This window comes from Candidatus Tisiphia endosymbiont of Nemotelus uliginosus (assembly GCF_964264755.1).
Lineage (GTDB): Bacteria > Pseudomonadota > Alphaproteobacteria > Rickettsiales > Rickettsiaceae > Tisiphia.
Genome location: NZ_OZ183481.1, coordinates 782,249 through 799,230, shown reverse-complemented (window position 1 = coordinate 799,230; position 16,982 = coordinate 782,249). Strand labels below are relative to the sequence as shown.

General features: G+C 33.3%; 17 protein-coding genes and 1 pseudogene. 10 read left to right on the top strand and 8 right to left on the bottom strand.

Translation table 11 applies throughout. From position 1 onward, the window contains the following. Window positions 1-31 precede the first annotated feature (31 nt). The 8 genes and pseudogenes from ACFELW_RS04220 (at window position 32) to ACFELW_RS04185 (ending at window position 8,967) form a co-directional block, all read left to right on the top strand. The gene (locus ACFELW_RS04220) at window positions 32-550 is read left to right on the top strand and encodes a helix-turn-helix domain-containing protein (RefSeq protein ID WP_375329726.1); all 519 of its coding nucleotides are present in this window, start codon (window positions 32-34) and stop codon (window positions 548-550) included. After that, window positions 537-1,034: an IS630 family transposase gene (locus ACFELW_RS04215; RefSeq protein WP_375329725.1), complete on the top strand. Its 498-nt coding sequence runs from the start codon at window positions 537-539 to the stop codon at window positions 1,032-1,034. The genes ACFELW_RS04220 and ACFELW_RS04215 overlap by 14 nt, the downstream gene beginning before the upstream one ends. Before the next feature lie 34 nt (window positions 1,035-1,068). Beyond that, on the top strand, window positions 1,069-4,875 hold the full coding sequence (locus ACFELW_RS04210) for a hemagglutinin repeat-containing protein (protein WP_375329724.1): 3,807 nt from the start codon (window positions 1,069-1,071) through the stop codon (window positions 4,873-4,875). A gap of 54 nt (window positions 4,876-4,929) precedes the next feature. Further along, window positions 4,930-5,693 (top strand): annotated as a pseudogene (locus ACFELW_RS04205) (IS5 family transposase). Next, the gene (locus ACFELW_RS04200; RefSeq protein ID WP_375329723.1) at window positions 5,690-7,564 is read left to right on the top strand and encodes a hypothetical protein; all 1,875 of its coding nucleotides are present in this window, start codon (window positions 5,690-5,692) and stop codon (window positions 7,562-7,564) included. The pseudogene ACFELW_RS04205 and the gene ACFELW_RS04200 overlap by 4 nt, the downstream one beginning before the upstream one ends. A gap of 15 nt (window positions 7,565-7,579) precedes the next feature. After that, complete coding sequence (locus tag ACFELW_RS04195; RefSeq protein ID WP_375329722.1) at window positions 7,580-8,458, top strand: hypothetical protein; 879 nt, start codon at window positions 7,580-7,582, stop codon at window positions 8,456-8,458. Next, entirely contained in the window at window positions 8,449-8,673 is a 225-nt protein-coding gene (locus tag ACFELW_RS04190; protein WP_375329721.1) for a hypothetical protein, read from the top strand. The genes ACFELW_RS04195 and ACFELW_RS04190 overlap by 10 nt, the downstream gene beginning before the upstream one ends. 81 nt (window positions 8,674-8,754) lie before the next feature. Further along, on the top strand, window positions 8,755-8,967 hold the full coding sequence (locus tag ACFELW_RS04185; RefSeq protein WP_375329720.1) for a hypothetical protein: 213 nt from the start codon (window positions 8,755-8,757) through the stop codon (window positions 8,965-8,967). Window positions 8,968-9,118: 151 nt separating this feature from the next. Here the strand turns inward: ACFELW_RS04185 and ACFELW_RS04180 are convergent, their stop codons facing one another. The 8 genes from ACFELW_RS04180 to ACFELW_RS04145 form a co-directional block, all read right to left on the bottom strand. Further along, entirely contained in the window at window positions 9,119-9,616 is a 498-nt protein-coding gene (locus tag ACFELW_RS04180) for an IS630 family transposase (protein ID WP_375329719.1), read from the bottom strand. 20 nt (window positions 9,617-9,636) lie between these two features. After that, window positions 9,637-10,122, bottom strand: coding sequence for a helix-turn-helix domain-containing protein (locus tag ACFELW_RS04175; protein WP_341758975.1), 486 nt, complete (start codon window positions 10,120-10,122; stop codon window positions 9,637-9,639). 56 nt (window positions 10,123-10,178) lie between these two features. Beyond that, the gene (locus tag ACFELW_RS04170; protein WP_375329718.1) at window positions 10,179-11,087 is read right to left on the bottom strand and encodes an IS1634 family transposase; all 909 of its coding nucleotides are present in this window, start codon (window positions 11,085-11,087) and stop codon (window positions 10,179-10,181) included. 19 nt (window positions 11,088-11,106) lie between these two features. After that, entirely contained in the window at window positions 11,107-11,817 is a 711-nt protein-coding gene (locus ACFELW_RS04165; RefSeq protein WP_375329717.1) for a hypothetical protein, read from the bottom strand. Between the two features lie 431 nt (window positions 11,818-12,248). After that, entirely contained in the window at window positions 12,249-12,620 is a 372-nt protein-coding gene (locus ACFELW_RS04160) for a helix-turn-helix domain-containing protein (protein WP_341759050.1), read from the bottom strand. A gap of 16 nt (window positions 12,621-12,636) precedes the next feature. Continuing rightward, window positions 12,637-12,798: a hypothetical protein gene (locus ACFELW_RS04155; RefSeq protein ID WP_341759051.1), complete on the bottom strand. Its 162-nt coding sequence runs from the start codon at window positions 12,796-12,798 to the stop codon at window positions 12,637-12,639. Window positions 12,799-12,853: 55 nt separating this feature from the next. Then, window positions 12,854-13,825: an Rpn family recombination-promoting nuclease/putative transposase gene (locus ACFELW_RS04150; protein ID WP_375329716.1), complete on the bottom strand. Its 972-nt coding sequence runs from the start codon at window positions 13,823-13,825 to the stop codon at window positions 12,854-12,856. Between the two features lie 225 nt (window positions 13,826-14,050). Beyond that, window positions 14,051-14,572 carry a hypothetical protein gene (locus ACFELW_RS04145; RefSeq protein WP_375329715.1) on the bottom strand — a complete coding sequence of 174 codons (522 nt, stop codon included), beginning with the start codon at window positions 14,570-14,572 and terminating at the stop codon, window positions 14,051-14,053. 212 nt (window positions 14,573-14,784) lie between these two features. Between ACFELW_RS04145 and ACFELW_RS04140 the strand changes: the two genes are divergently transcribed. Together ACFELW_RS04140 and clpP are read left to right on the top strand one after the other, a co-directional pair. Further along, window positions 14,785-16,314, top strand: a complete 1,530-nt coding sequence (locus ACFELW_RS04140) for an NTP/NDP exchange transporter (protein WP_341759054.1) — start codon at window positions 14,785-14,787, stop codon at window positions 16,312-16,314. Window positions 16,315-16,352: 38 nt separating this feature from the next. Next, a complete protein-coding gene (gene clpP / locus ACFELW_RS04135; protein ID WP_341759055.1) occupies window positions 16,353-16,955 on the top strand; it encodes an ATP-dependent Clp endopeptidase proteolytic subunit ClpP in 603 nt (200 codons plus the stop codon). Window positions 16,956-16,982: the final 27 nt, after the last annotated feature.

Sequence of the window (16,982 nt, the reverse complement as noted above, 5' to 3'; positions counted from 1 at the left end):
AATGTAAAAGATAGATAAAATTAGGAATGTAATGGGTACTCATCAAAAATTAATAACAGAAGATTTATACAAACAGGCTATAGCTCAACTTGCAAGTACGAACAAAGAGAATAGGATCGCTATTAGGTTAAGAGCTATAGTAGCTGCAAAAGAACATGGTATTGGTATGGTGTCTAAAATATTTGATATCACAACTAATACGCTAAGAAACTGGATAAAAAGCTTTGCCCAAGGCGATGATAAAAATCTTGAATATAAAAAAGGTAGGGGAAGGAAAAGCGATTTAACGGAAAGCTGCTATGAAGCAATAAACAAATGGATACAAGAAGATTGTAACATAACAATAAAAAGTATCGTCATAAAACTTAAAGAAAATTTGGGAATTAATGTAAGTAAATCGGCTGTACACAGGGCATTGCACAAGCTTAAGTTTGCGTACATTACTCCAAGACCAGTGCATTACAAACAGAATAAAGAAACTCATGAACAGTTTAAAAAAAATTCAAGAAAAAATAACAAGCAATCCAAGAAGTTTTTTGTATTTCTTTGATGAATCGCGTTTTGGAACTCATTCTAAATTAGGTCATGGTTGGTTTCGCAAAGGTATCAGAACTCAAGTTAAAATCAAAATAGGTTTTCAGAATTTTTATGTTTACAGTGCTGTTAACCCAATAACAGGAGATGATTTTAGCTTAATGATGCCAAATGTTAATACTATGTCTTTGAACATGTTTCTTGCGGAAATGTCTAAACATATAGGCGATCAAAAAGCCATTGTTGTTATGGATTGTGCTGGATGGCATAAGGCTAAGGACTTAGTGGTTCCTGCTAATATAGAAATTCTTTATTTGCCACCATATTCTCCTGAATTAAATCCTGCGGAGCGATTATGGGAACATTTAAAGTCTGAGACTATAAAGAATAAAGTATACAATACAATTGAACAATTAGAAATAGTAGTATCTTCCTCTATTAAAAATTTAAATACCTTGCTAATTCAATCTATTTGTTGCATGAATCATTTACTAAATTAAATTCGGGAATTGGTATAATATTGCCAGTCGTCAAATGGAAAATGTAGCGGGTAGAGATATTTCGGTTAGTGATTCATCTATCATTAGTAGATTATTAGTCAATTATGCTGAGGGTAATGTAACGTTCAGCAACTCTCAAGTTTTTGCCTCTCAAATGTTTACCGATGCTCAGAAAAATATTACTATTGATGGTAGTAAAATTTTATCTGATAATAATTTATTTTTTAGAAGCATAGCTAATTATTTAGCAATTAATAGTGATATATCATTAAGCCAGTTTCCGACTAATTTATTCTTATATAATTCTAGTGCTAGAGATAGTAATGGCAACTTGCTAGTAAGATGTGGCTTCCCATTTAAAGAAATAGAAGCACTTGGTTTAGTAGATGCTAGAGGTTACAGTAGCCCTTCTTCTAATGAGTTTCAGTACCATTTAATTAATAGTAGTAAAATTGATCTTAGCATTTTTCAGGCAATAGCTGAGCAAAACCCTCAAAGCATTATTATTGATGCCCATACTGGGGCAATAATTGGTAGCAGATTAAGTGCTAAAGATCATCAGGTAATTATTAAGACGAAAGATGGTTTAGAATTACTGCCATTATCATTATACAATGCTACGATGTTTAGTGGTGGATTTAATGATCTTGGTATCAAATCCGTCATTAGCAAAATTGAAGCTGGAGCAATAGATATTGATGCTGGGAGTTATCTCAAAAGTGTAGGGGCATTATTAAGAGCTAATTCAGGTAGCTTAAAAGCAGATTACATAATGGATCAATCGTTTATTAAGGAATCAGCTGCTCGACATGCTAGTTTACAAGCATTAAAACCATGGCTTAGGGTACCAGAATTATATGATATGATTGTAAATGACCAAATAGTTCCTACTAGGTTAGAATTTTCAGAAATCACTAAAATTGATCTTGGTAAGGGTAAGATTGATTTATTCTATCCTTATAGCAGCAAGCGAGTAGATTTAAGGCAGAGAGAAGGTGATGTAACCATAGATCGTGACGTAGATTTTCCTTATGAAGTAATGGCTGTGCATGTAGATTCAGGGAAGATATTTTTTGGTATTCCTAAGGTAGAGCAGTATTTTATTAGAAAACTTTGGTGGTTTGGCAGTAAGACTAAAATGTATGAACGCCATGTTACTGATCATGTGCATGTTACTGGACAAAATTTATTTTTCGGGGCATCAGGTGACATTGAAGTACATGGTACAATTCAGGCAAGTGGTGAGTTAGGACTAAAAAGCAGTGATGGTGATATTAAGCTATCAGCTGACAAGATAGAGGTCAATAAAACTATCAAGGTGAAATCTTTCTTTGGGAAAGAGTTCACCTTTAACTTTAAAGAACCAGTCATCAAACAATCAGTTCTGAGAGCAGAAAATGCTTATATGATGGCAAATAATATTGAAGTTATCGGTAGCTTAATCACTATAAAAGATCATTTGCAAATAGTCAGTCAGAATAATATCAAGGTACTACCTATTGCCTTAATGACCAGCTATTGTCATCATGCTGGTAAAACTACTACCAGTGAGGTCGCTATAAAGCATGTAGTATCGGAAATTAATGCCGGCATATTAAATATAGACGCAGGTAGGGCTGTGGAGTTTATTAGCACCTTAATTGAAGCGGAAGAGATTAATCTGCATGCTAAGGATCTAAAAATTGGTCATGTGAAAGATATATTTGATAAGCAGGTGGAATTTAAAGGTAAAAAGAAATTTTTTGGAGGTAGAACTCACTGGAGTAGTCACGATCACACTGAAACAGTTCTGCCAACAGTGATCAATGCTGGTAATCAAAGAATTGTTATTGATCAGGATGCTACTATAGAAACTGCCCAGATTTTTGCTGAACAGGATATATTAATGCAAGTTGGCGGTAACCTAACTGTCAAAGATGGCTATAATCTGCATATCCATGACTATCACAAGAAATCCTATAGTCTATGGTCATCTGATGGTAATTCGATGACATTTAATAGTACCAAAAATGTCAGAGAGTTTAATGAAGGGCATGATAGCGTACCAACTATTATCTGTGCTGGTGGTACTTTCTATGGAATAGTTGGTGGGCAAATGCATATTCTAGGCAGCAAGATTATTGGGCAGGATATTCATCTAGTAGTACCCAATGGTTTAAAGCTAGAAGCCTCAAAATATACTGATAAATCACTAATTTTCTGTAGTGAATCTGGTTTTAAGATTGGTTTTTACCACAAAGGTAAGAATGAAGGTGGGTTTAGAGCAGCGGCAACTGTAGATAGTGATCAGCAAAAATTATGGGATCAGCATTTAAATTCTTCTGAATTAGTAGCCTCTAATGCCCTAACTATTATGGCAAAAGACGGAACATTTGAGCAAATTTCTTCGGATATATCTGCTAAAATTATTCAAGTAGAAGCACGTAACTGGCAAGCAAAAACCTATGATACTGAGACTATCACCAAACATATTGAGCAGCATGCTGAATTAGGAATAAAGCTTGCTGTTAAGCAAAATGTCACCAACGTTATAGATAAAGTTAAAATGTTGGTTACCAAGAAAGGTAGCCATGTTGTTGATAATCTTGATCGAGTTTTTAAAGCCTACGATGCATATAAATCATTAGCCATGTTACCAACTAATGCAGTAAATGTTGGGTTGTATGCATATTTATCTGCCAGTCAGAGTGAAGAAATGACCTGTTCTACCGTAGCCGTAGATAATATTATTAATGGTGAAACGATCATTGCCCATGTTAAAGATGATATTCGTTTTCAAGGCGTGAAGATGACAGCGAAAGATGTCGATTTTGCTGCTACTAATTTTACCTTTGAAACTAGTAGTGATAAATATAACTATCAATATGATTTTAGGGCTATCGATATTGAGATTGATTTAGATACTGGGGTAAATAGCAGTTTATCGGCATCTACTCAAAATGTCGAATCAACTAGTACTATCCACCACCCTAATTACATCAAAGTCAGTGGTAATTTAAAAATCACCCTGTCAGGTGATGGCAAATTCAAAGGTGTCACCTTAGAAGGGATGAACGTTGATATCAAAGCTAATAATCTAGTTGTTGAATCAGTGCAAGATATAGTATCTGAGAGACTAATGGGAGCTAACCTAAATATCGGTTTTAACAAAGAATATAACTTTACAGGATTTGGCGGTGGAGTAGAAAGCGGGTTTAAGGAAAAAGCTTGGACTAGCCAAGTAGCACGTATCATCGGCTCACAACTAGTAAATATCATAGTAAAAGAAACATTAGAAATTGCTGGTGGTTTGATTGCTAATGGTGAAGAAGATAAAAATGGTAAGCTGACTGATAAAGGTAATTTAAGTGTCAATTGTGGCAGGATGGTGGTTAAAACTATCCATGATTATGATCAAGGATTGACCCTGGGCATTGGGGCAAATTTTCAAGTAAAGCACACTGAGGAACAAACTGGTAAAGGTAAAAGAGATGTTTCTTTTCATCATGCACCGGTAAAAGTTCAGTTTAAAGATCATCAGCAAATTGTCAGCAGCACCATAGGTAAGGGACAAGTTACTAGTGGCTCTATCAGCGGTGATCAGTTAAACCGGGATATATCTCAACATAAACAAATTACCAAAGAAGAGCAAGCCAGTTTCGATAGCACAGTGCATGGTGATATGTTGAAAACTGTGCTTGGTACCAAGGAAGAAGTAAAGAGACCACCAGATATTACAAAAATTCCTAAAGATGAATTAAGCAAGACTCTGCCGAAAATGATAGGGCATTATTTTTCTGGTATATTTGATAATATAAAACAAGCAGCTAGGGTATGTCGTCACGAGATTGTGATTGCATAATTTTATGTGATTTGTTATTATAATTGTAGTAATAAAAATAGGCGATAAGAAGCAATGAGTTTAGCACATAGAAGACATGATATAAGCGATGAGCTTTGGAATAAGATAGAAAGTAATTTACCTGGTCAGAAAGGTTGTTAGGGAGGTATTGCAAGAGACAATAGAACTTTTATAAATGCAGTGATGTGGATATTTAGAACGGGAGTTCCATGGAGAGATTTGCCTCCTGATTATGGCAATTGGAAGAATGTACACAGAAGATTCTGTAGATGGCGTGATAATGGGATATGGGAGAATTTGCTAAATATTTTTATAAATGCTCTTGATTTTGAATGGTTAATGATAGATTCTACATTTGTAAAAACTCACAAAGCAGGACTTGGAGCGAAAGGCGGGAATCAAACGGTTAGTCGCACAAAAGGGGGCTCAATACAAAGGTACATATGGCCGTGGATGCGTATGGTATGCCGGTCAGAATTATTGTTACAGAAGGTTCCAGAAATGATTGTACTCAAGCTTGTGAGTTAATCCAGAATATGGAGGCACAACATCTTATGGCTGATAAAGCTTACGATACAAACGCCATAATAGAATCGGCTGTGAATGCAAACATAATTCCTGTAATACCATCAAAAAGAAACAGGAAGATTCAAAGAGAGATAGATAAATATCTATATAAGCTAAGGCACATTATTGAAAATACATTTCAAAAATTTAAAGAATGGCGTGGTATAGCAACAAGATATGCTAAAAATACAAAATCATACATGGCGGGTCTTTGTTTAAGGGCTTTACTAATGTGGGCTCAAATCTCGTGACGACATACCCTAAGGATGTGATCATCAAAGGGGCGAAAACGGCAAATATCTTTGGTGCTGAAATAAATACCAAACAGTTAGGAAAAAACCTTGATAGAGGTAATGACTGGCATTTTGGCTCAAATCTCAGTCCAGCTGAGATTCAAGAGTTTGAGAAGCAATTTGCAGCAAACTACCAAAATCTGGAAGGATTGGAAGAGCTGGCACAAGATGGAGAAGATGAGCAGGTTACTAAAAATAAACAGAAATATTTCATTTTCTTCCAAAATTTAGAAGACGAAGTAACCCAGGCTGAGGCAAATGGTGGTAGTAAAGCTGATTTGCAAGCAATGTTACATATTTCGCAAGTACTTTACAAAAAAGAACAAAGTGACGCCATCAAAGAAGGCAGACCAATAAAAGATTTTGGAGAATTTGTTGGACATCTAAACCAACATATCTACAACGATTCAATCTTTGCTGGCAAAGTCCACGATAATATAGTTAAAATTTTACTAAAAACCCAATTAGTGGTCGATCAAAAATATGCTATAATAGGTGGGGGAGACAAAATTGAACAGACTAAGGGGGTTGAAGGTAAGGATAATCATGGGAGAAAAGGGCAACAGGTTGCAACAACCTCAGAGATAAAGGAAAATCTACAGGATACGCAAGATACAAGCAGCAAGAAAGAGCAACCATTATCTACAGAATCGTCTCAACAGCTCAATTCTGAAATCGTTGAAACAATAAAAACAATTAAAACGTTAATTACAGAGTTGGAAACTGTTAAGCAACAAGCAACTGGTGTTGAAAAACATTGGTATAAATCAAGGATTGCTAGTTGTCATCAAATGATTGAAGCGTTAGAAATGCCCCATAGAAGTTATGGAGAAAAAATGAACGAGTTGAATAAACGTCATTTGGAAAATACCCAGACATATATCCAATTATTAGGAGAAGACAACGTTGAAGATGGAACAATTATTAATCTTCATGCAACTATTGATAGCTTAGGAATGCATATTAAGCATTTGAAAGAGCTAATTGGAGAAGAAACTACAAAACATTTCCCTGGAGTAAAATCCGCGATTCTAGGTACCGTAGGAGTGGCAACAGATAATGTAAAAAAACTCATTAATTGGGGAATGGATACCACATTAGGTAAAGATAATTCTACTGCTGTAAAAGAAGGAATAAAACAACAACTAGTTAAAGTAGTAAATTGGAGTTATAAGAACCTAGAAGAAGGTTATAGGGAAGTAGTCTTGGATACATTAACTTTCTTGCCTATAGGAAAAATTACTAGTATTATTTCAGGTAAGAATATAGCTAAAACTACAACGGAAGTAGCTTTAAAAGATGCCTCTGTATCAGCAGCTACATCAGCTCTTAAATCAGAACACTATGCTATGGTGAAAGCACATATTGAAAGATTAGTAGAGAATGATATTTTAAAATTAGATACTGAGCAAATTAAACACTTTAGCAAAGCGACACAAAAAGAATTTCTAAAATATCAAAGTTTGGATGATATTTTAACTAACAAACACATGATAAACATAGTGGGCAAAGCACAACATACTGGTACGCCCGGTCATGCTGATGCTTGTGTAAAATTAGCTAATCAATATGCTAAGAAACCAGAAGTAGAATTAGTATTTATGAATCAAGGAATTAATAAAATAGCTAGCTCAAAGTTTCCTACTAATATACGTCCTGATATTACTATAGTCTATAAAGATGGAACAATTGACTTTATTGAAATTATGAGTAAAACTGATACAATGGATGTGCTGAAAAACAGAATAGGTTCAACCATGAAAAGATTACCGGATGCAGTGCAGGGTGAAAAACTAGTAAAAGATATAAAAGAAGTCTTGGAAAAATAATCAAGAGAGGAAATAATGGCAGAAATATATGTAAAGCAAGAGCAGGACTCTTCTATGGAAAGTGTTACTGATCTAGAATATGATATGCTTTATAAGGTTGATAGTAATAAGGATGATCGGTGGTGTAACTGTCTAGCCCTACATGACTTTTCTGGGGATAATGTTAAATGGCAGGAATGGTTTGATTTTGCCTTGTCGATATTTAGCAAACATCAACTTGCACCTACCAGGCTTGCAGTAAACGGCACTTATTATGGTAACTCAGCCAAAAGTTTAACTTTTAAGGGGGGATTAAGGAAATTACAAAAATATGATTTTAAGGGTATAGAGTGTTTAGGATTCATGGCTATGCCTAGTAAAGAGGATTACACAACTAATTTTATTATAAAAGTTTTTTTATATCCAAATTGGCAAAAACCAAAAAACTCCACATTAACTATGTGTTTTGATGAGAAGTTAGAAATGTTTAATCAAGAATCATTTGAGAAAATGACCAGTAAATTACACAAATTTACTAATGCTAAATATGGTTATTATTATTATAGACATTTAAGAAATAGTCCAGATATGTATCCAAGCGGCAGTTGTGACCCTTATATTAACAAGGCAGATAAAGATGCTTGCCGTTTATGGGATAAACAGTATAACTACAACAATGGTTCTTATCGTACAGGTAATATTCGGGATGTTTACCGGTTAAATTTCTTATCTAAAGAGCATCTAGAATGGCAAATTAGTGGTAATCAGAATCTAGAAGAATGGATTAAATCTAGTCCCAATCATGGCAAGCTTACTGAAATTTCTCCAGGCTTTTGGTCATGGTATGTTGAAGAACATCTTATTACTCCAATCCGCCAAGCTCTCATCCCTTCCAATATAATTATTTGTGTATAATTGTATCAGAACAAAGCCATACAATAAAAGATTTTGGAGAATTTGTTGGACATCTAAACCAACATATCTACAACGATTCAATCTTTGCTGGCAAAGTCCAGGATAATATAGTTAAAATTTTACTAAAAACCCAATTAGTGGTCGAACAAAAATATGCTATAATAAGTGGGGAGACAAAATTGAACAGACTAAGGGGGGTAGCAGGTAAGAATTGACAAGGTGCTAAGTGTAGATTACAACAAATGATGATTGGTTACAAGATCAATTATTAATTACGAATAATATATGGAGGATTTATGGTATTATCATTAAACAAGGTAAGTATTGTATCTACAAGGATACAGACTGTAGAAGAAATAATTCCTACACTAATGAATAGTCAAGGAGATGTTTACCCTAGTATTAGTGGATTATATATCCCGACTTCAGTGTTGTTGTGCCAAAAAATGGCTGATAGAACAGGAAATGATAAAATTTCTAGGCACAACAAATTATTTGTTCGAATATAAAAATTTCAAAATAATCCTATAATAATTATTAGCTTTACTACTTGATTATCGAGTTTTACTCTCCTGATGATATTAAATAAGGAATAGTACTAATCGGTAAATTCATTGCTTTATAAATAATCTTTGCCTCATCTGATACCAATTCCCGAATTTAATTTAGTAAATGATTCATGCAACAAATAGATTGAATTAGCAAGGTATTTAAATTTTTAATAGATGAAGATACTACTATTTCTAATTGTTCAATTGTATTGTATACTTTATTCTTTATAGCCTCAGACTTTAAATGCTCCCATAATCGCTCCGCAGGATTTAATTCAGGAGAATATGGTGGCAAATAAAGAATTTCTATATTAGCAGGAACCACTAAGTCCTTAGCCTTATGCCATCCAGCACAATCCATAACAACAATGGCTTTTTGATCGCCTATATGTTTAGACATTTCCGCAAGAAACATGTTCAAAGACATAGTATTAACATTTGGCATCATTAAGCTAAAATCATCTCCTGTTATTGGGTTAACAGCACTGTAAACATAAAAATTCTGAAAACCTATTTTGATTTTAACTTGAGTTCTGATACCTTTGCGAAACCAACCATGACCTAATTTAGAATGAGTTCCAAAACGCGATTCATCAAAGAAATACAAAAAACTTCTTGGATTGCTTGTTATTTTTTCTTGAATTTTTTTTTAAACTGTTCATGAGTTTCTTTATTCTGTTTGTAATGCACTGGTCTTGGAGTAATGTACGCAAACTTAAGCTTGTGCAATGCCCTGTGTACAGCCGATTTACTTACATTAATTCCCAAATTTTCTTTAAGTTTTATGACGATACTTTTTATTGTTATGTTACAATCTTCTTGTATCCATTTGTTTATTGCTTCATAGCAGCTTTCCGTTAAATCGCTTTTCCTTCCCCTACCTTTTTTATATTCAAGATTTTTATCATCGCCTTGGGCAAAGCTTTTTATCCAGTTTCTTAGCGTATTAGTTGTGATATCAAATATTTTAGACACCATACCAATACCATGTTCTTTTGCAGCTACTATAGCTCTTAACCTAATAGCGATCCTATTCTCTTTGTTCGTACTTGCAAGTTGAGCTATAGCCTGTTTGTATAAATCTTCTGTTATTAATTTTTGATGAGTACCCATTACATTCCTAATTTTATCTATCTTTTACATTATAACCTATTTTTCTCATCTTTATACTAAATTAAATTTGGGAATTGGTATGATACCGGCGATGGAATGCCAAATACTCTTTTATCTTTAATGTGTACTACACTGGTAATTTCCACCCCAATTAGTGCTTTACGTAATCGTTCCGGTGATAGTTTAATTGACTGTAAATTTACCCGATATTCTAAATGCCTGATACATACTAACGCCATAAAACATAAAGCAATATGTGCCTTGATTCTACTAGGACTCCAATGATAAATTGGTCTAATCTTAATATCGTGTTTACTAACTCTAAATGTTTCTTCAATTTGCCACAATCCTTTATAACGAGACAATATATACGCTACATCAACATTTTCTAGGTTACTAATAACTCCATGCAAACCGTCCCATTTGCTATCTTCCTCTATCTTTTGCTCGTTTACTGCAAACTTATCATTATTATTAATTATTAAATATTTTTTATAACCACTAGCAGAAATTAACGACTTAACTCCTTTACTTCTGTTCATTTTTTTCATTAATTTCTTCAATGCTTGCTCTCTATCTTGAGCATCTTTATAAGCCCTTTTGCTACTATAGCTCATAATCAGTTTGCGACCCTTTTCAGCTAGTTCAATTATTTTTCCCTTATATTCTTCTGCATCAACGGTTAATGGCTGATAATCATCACTATTTAAGATTTTAGCTGTAATATCCTTAGTCATATTCTTAATTTTAGCACCTACTATATATTGATAGCCAGCCTGTTCTAATAGAGCTAAATTTTCATTATTCAACATACCGCTGTCTGCTACAAACACTACTTTATCAATAGCAAACCTGCCTTTCAAGCTATCTAAAGCTTTCAATAAAGTATGACCTTCATAGGTCGCTCCAGGAAATATCTCATAACCGATTGGAATACCATTATTAGTAACAAAAATGCTCAGCATTACCTGTACTTCATTGAATTTATGATTCTTTACTAAACCCCTTACTCTTCAACTCATCTTCAGTAAATGATTCAAAATAAAGAGTAGTTGCATCATAAAATAGTACATCGATTTTTTCTTTAAACAACTTTTGACTGCTAAGTAAAGCACACTGCTCGATTTTCTCAACCACCTTATCATCTATTTTATCCATAGTTTTGTATACCGAATCAAGCTTTAAATCTACTCCATAATTATTGACCAATAAATTGACTGTTTCACGCTTACTAGTTGGGTTAGCAATACGAGCTAAAACAACATTGCGTATTATGTTTATGCTCGACACTTCCCTGGCAGGGTTGGGTAAGATTTTATTAAAACCAAGTTGGTCATAAATTTTTCCATACACCTCATGAATGCCAATGATAGTGCTTCCTTGACTACGTAAATTGCTGATATCATCAATAGGTTGTGGTTGTATTTGCTCTTTCTCGCACCGCTGTCTAGATGACATTGCCATCGATACTATATCCTTGTCTGGGATAAGATTAGGTTGAGTGCTACTAGCGATTTCAACCTTAATGAATTCAGCAAGCTCTATTAGTTTAGTTATTTCTTCTTGGTCTGATGCACTGCCAATATGTCGAACAACCCGTTGTTTTACTTTATTAGTTATGGGATCGCGTATCCCTTCTACTAGTTGAACAGCGTTAACATTACGGGTAGCAGATTTTTTGACTCTAACGAACATATCAGTAGCATATTTAAAACTAATTGTTGGTTAGTATATCTACTAAAATATTGTATGTCAATAATAAAAATATATGGAGGCACAACAAACGCCCTCTAATTAACAAAACCTTTTTTCTCCTGCTTTTTCTATACACTTATCTTTAACTATTTTTCGAAGTCAGGAAGATAATGGTATGGACCTACCCTATATACAGAAAGAGAAGCAGATGCTAATCTTCTAGGTCCTGTGAACAAAAAATTTAGCGTAGCCATATAAGAGTCCCAACAAAATTTAGGAACCCCATAAAAACCTTAACGGAATAGTGTAATTATTTCAAGAAAATCATGTTTATTCACAGCCAAAAAGAGCCAAATATAGAATTACTTTAGTTATTGTAGGCAGCCTCCTAGATACCAATATAACTGTATCGGCACTTTCCCTTTACTCTACTACTCTTTAATCAGTGAGTGTATCAATGCATTAACAGCTTGTTGATACGCTGGGTTACGTATTTTCATAAAATTCCTCGACACCTCTATACACAAACGCTGATGCTGAGTTTGAATAGGCTCAATATTTTTAATGTCTTCTAAATCTTCATAAAAATAACCAATATTTTTTTCTAATGCTTTAGCAATAAGAATCAGCCTACCTATTGATATTCTATTGAAACCAGTCTCATATTTTTGTAATTGTTGAAGTGTTACCTCTATTGCCGTTGCAAGTTGGTGACGTGACAAACCTTTAGCAAGCCTTAGAGAATATATCTTTTGTCCTATCAATTTATCGATTTTGTTTATATAGTCATTGCTTCTTGCCATAATTAACTTCCCTAGATTAATATGTGCTAGGTAGATTAATTACATCTATTAGAAACGACTGATAGGTTATATCTAACTCATTGTCTAAAGATTCATCAGGATAAGATAACCTGTAAAGGGATGGAACATTCTTTTTTAAAATTTTTTTCATGAATCCAGCTTTCTTAAATTTGTTCAATGGCACCTAATATTTCTCTTTCAGATACTCATAGCTTTTTGCTATTTCCGATATACTATTTCAATTTATTAATTTGTATTTTAGTTAAGCCAGTAAATTCAATAATTTCATCTAACGGTTTATTTTTAATTAACATAGTTTTTGCTACCGCTTTCATCGCTTCAGCTTTACCTTCAGCTTTACCAATCTGGATTCCCTTCTCTTTACCAATTTGGATTCCTTTAGCCTCACCAATTTGTAAACCTTCTATGACGCCTTCTTCTTTCCAATGTTGTGCCAAACTACCCATAAGCTTTGTACCTGTTTCCTGATTTAACTTACTTATTAATAACTTTTCTAATTTTACTCTATCCGATTGGTTTATTCTTGTCAATGTGTAACATAATAGCAGCTCTAAGTAATTGTACCCAATAGTTACCTTGGTTATTTCAGGTAACATATAAGCTACTTCCTGCCATTTTTTTAGTAGATCGCGTTTCTTGATATGCTTCATAAAAAACTCAAGTATCCCTGACCACGTCCTTTGTTTCAACTGCTCATCAGGAATATCATGAACATTAACTAGTTGGTAGTCATTGATCCAAGCACTTCTTGCTAGCTTACTGTCTTCAAATAAATCCCATAAGTTCCTTGGAACATTATATTTTTCTGTACCATTAAAAAATATTAACGGATAGACTAATGGTAACATCTTGGTCTCAGGATTTAAAGTCAAATATCGATCACAAATATTAATGAAATATTTGAACATCCTGAATGCCATGAAGTGGTCAGGCGAACTTTGATGTTCGACCATCAAATACAGATACCCATCCCTATTATTATCAAATTTTGCCGAAAATAACACATCCGAAATAGAATCTCTTAAATCTAGCTCTATAAAACTGGTATTTTCAATTGTCAAACTAGGGAAATTTACTATATCCTTAATATGTTTAGGTAAATGAGCATGCAGAAATTCATGGGCTACTAGCGGATTCTCCATTGCTTTGCGAAAAATTTTGTCATGCTTTAAACGTTCTGTCATTTTACCTAGCTATTTTAAGAACTCCCATATGTTTTGACATAAAAACTTTTAATAGACAATATTATATATATGATTTGCTACAAAATCTATTATATATATTGTCATTTTTAATGATCTTAAGTCCATATGCTAGGAGGCTGCCTGCAATAATTAATTATATTTTGAGTTCTTTTTGACTGCGAATAAACATGGTTTTTTTGAAATAGATGTCAGGTATGATTGCATTTAATCCTTGATTATTTGTGCTTTATTACAAAATTTACCTTGCATATCAAATATTTGTACCACTCCTTCTGTGTGAATATCGTGAGCTTTTTCAACCACATATTTTTGCTGTGGTGGAAACCATTGTAATACAAAATAAAGGACTGTGGTTGAGGTAATAATTGATGAGATAAGACTAATTGCTACCATAAAAAAGAAATTTTTACTACGATCAATCCTGAAAAATTCAATATCAGCTTTAATATTTTTTAAAGTTTGAATGCAGCCATTAATTGCTGTAGTCATTTCTTCTATTTTCAGTTGGTTATTATCTTGAATTGCCCCAGCCACTTCAGGAGCAATAGTTATTATGCTTTTATTTAACTTTTCTGGTATTTTGTTTAAAATGTAATACTCTTCACTAAGCTTGCAAAGATTCTTTTTAAAAGCTTCTAACTGAATATTGATATTATTATTACATTGTTTGGTAGAATCATTAAAAACTGCTAAGATATCTTGTACCTCCCGTTTAATATATGGCAAATCTTTACAAATAAGGGTATTTGTATATAATAACTCACAATGGAGTCTATATTATGAAGAAGATTTAAATATAGTCTAGTCTACCTGATAATTGTAATTCTATCTTATTTTAAAACTAATATTTTTGAATTTATAATTTTGTTAAATTATAAAACCACTTGACAGGGGTTTTATAATAGTTTAGGTTGCTTGAAAATGAGCATGAGTATTATATGAATGCAGTAGAGTCTTCTTTCACTATGTGGAATAGAGCTAGAAATAGTAAATTTAGACACATTGTTTGGCCTATTAGATCTAACGAGTTGGTAAAGTTTATACCTATGGCTTTACTAATATTCTTTATTCTCCTTAACCAGAATCTAGTACGTAGTATGAAAGATAGTCTGGTGATAACATTAATTAGTTCGGAAGTTATAAGCTTTCTAAAACTTTGGGGTGAGATGCCTCTAGGCTTTTTATTCGTCATTCTTTACTGCAAACTTTGTAATGTTATGACAACTGAACAAGCATTTAGAATAATAATGTGCTTTCTTTTAGGGTTTTTTACATTATTTGCCTTTGTTTTATTTCCATATCAAGAATATTTTCATCCAGATCCTAAAACAGTAACCCATTATGTTACCATGTTACCACACTTAAAGTGGTTTATCCTCATTTGGGGAAAATGGAGTATAGCGTTATTTTATGTAATGGGAGAATTATGGCCAGTAATTGTATTTACCTTATTATTCTGGCAACTTGCTAATAAGATTACCACTATTGAAGAAGCCCCAAGGTTTTATTCATTCTTTTCTTTATTTGGTCAAACTAATTTATTAATATCTGGTAGTATAATTGTCTATTTTGCCAAAGGTGACCACTTCTTATTACCTTTATTTTCTCATATTAACGACCAAACAGAAATTTTACTCAAATTGTTTACGATAATTATTCTAATTTCTGGGGTGATTTGTTTAATTTTACATAGATTCGTCGAATTGAAAATTATAGAAACTACTAAAAATATTAGATATAAAAATAAAAGAACCGATATACTGAAACTAGGATTAGTTGAGAGTGCTAAGATAATTTTTTCCTCCAAATATTTAGGAATTATTTGCATATTAATGATTTCATATTCTATGACAATTAACCTAACTGAAGGGTTATGGATGTCAAAAGCCAAACAATTATACCCTTCTACTCAAGAATTTATTTCTTACCACGGTACAGTATTCTTTTGGACTGGAATAGCTGCATTAATTTGTGCTTTTCTTGGTAGTAGTTTAATTAGGATTTGTGGTTGGTTTTGGGGAGCAATACTTACCCCAATTGCGATGTTATTAACAGGTATGGTGTTTTTTACTTTTGTTTTACTAGAAAAACCTTTATTAGTAATTATGACTGGGTTTAGTTGTATTTCTCCGTTAATGATGATTGTTATTATAGGAGGGTTGTGGCATGTTTTAGGAAAAGGGGTAAAATATTCATTGTTTGACTGTACTAAAGAAATGTCCTACATGCCTCTTGATAACGAAATGAAGACTAAAGGCAAGGCAGCGGTAGATGTACTTGGGTATAAAATAGGAAAATCTTCGGGATCAGCTATTCAATTTCTATCTTTCAGCATTTTCCCAAACGTTGTACATAGTGATCTTGCTGGTCTTTTGATGGCTGTTTCTTTTATTGTTTGTATAATTTGGATTTTAGCAGTAAAAGTCTTAAATCGATATTATAAAAACTTGTTAGCACAGCAGAAGTAAAGTTTTATAGGAAGTCTAATAAATTTAGAGAAAATTTAATGACATACGTACCAATGGTAATCGAACAAACCCCTAGAGGGGAAAGAGCCTATGATATATATTCTAGGTTATTAAAAGAACGTATAGTTTTTGTTTGTGGTCAAATTGAAGATTATATGGCAAATGTAGTGGTTGCACAATTACTATTCCTTGAGGCAGAAAATCCAGAAAAAGATATTTCTATGTATATTAATTCTCCTGGTGGCGTTGTAACTTCTGGTTTGGCAATTTATGATACTATGCAATATATTAAGCCTAAGATTTCTACTCTTTGTATAGGTCAAGCTTGCTCTGCTGGTTCTATGTTGCTTACTGCTGGGGAGAAAGGTATGCGTTACTCCCTACCGCATAGTCGTATAATGATCCATCAGCCGTCAGGTGGTTACCAAGGGCAGGCTACAGATATCGAAATTCATGCCAAAGAAACCATGAAACTAAAAAGAATGCTTAATCTCTTATATGTCAAGCATACAGGGCAAGAACTAGAGACTATTGAAAAAAGCATGGAACGCGATAATTTCATGGATCCTGAAGTAGCCAAATCATTTGGGCTTGTTGATGAAATTATCACCGATAGAGCAAAAATTTTAGTAAAAAAATAAAATTGTAATGGTACGGGAAGAAGGTGA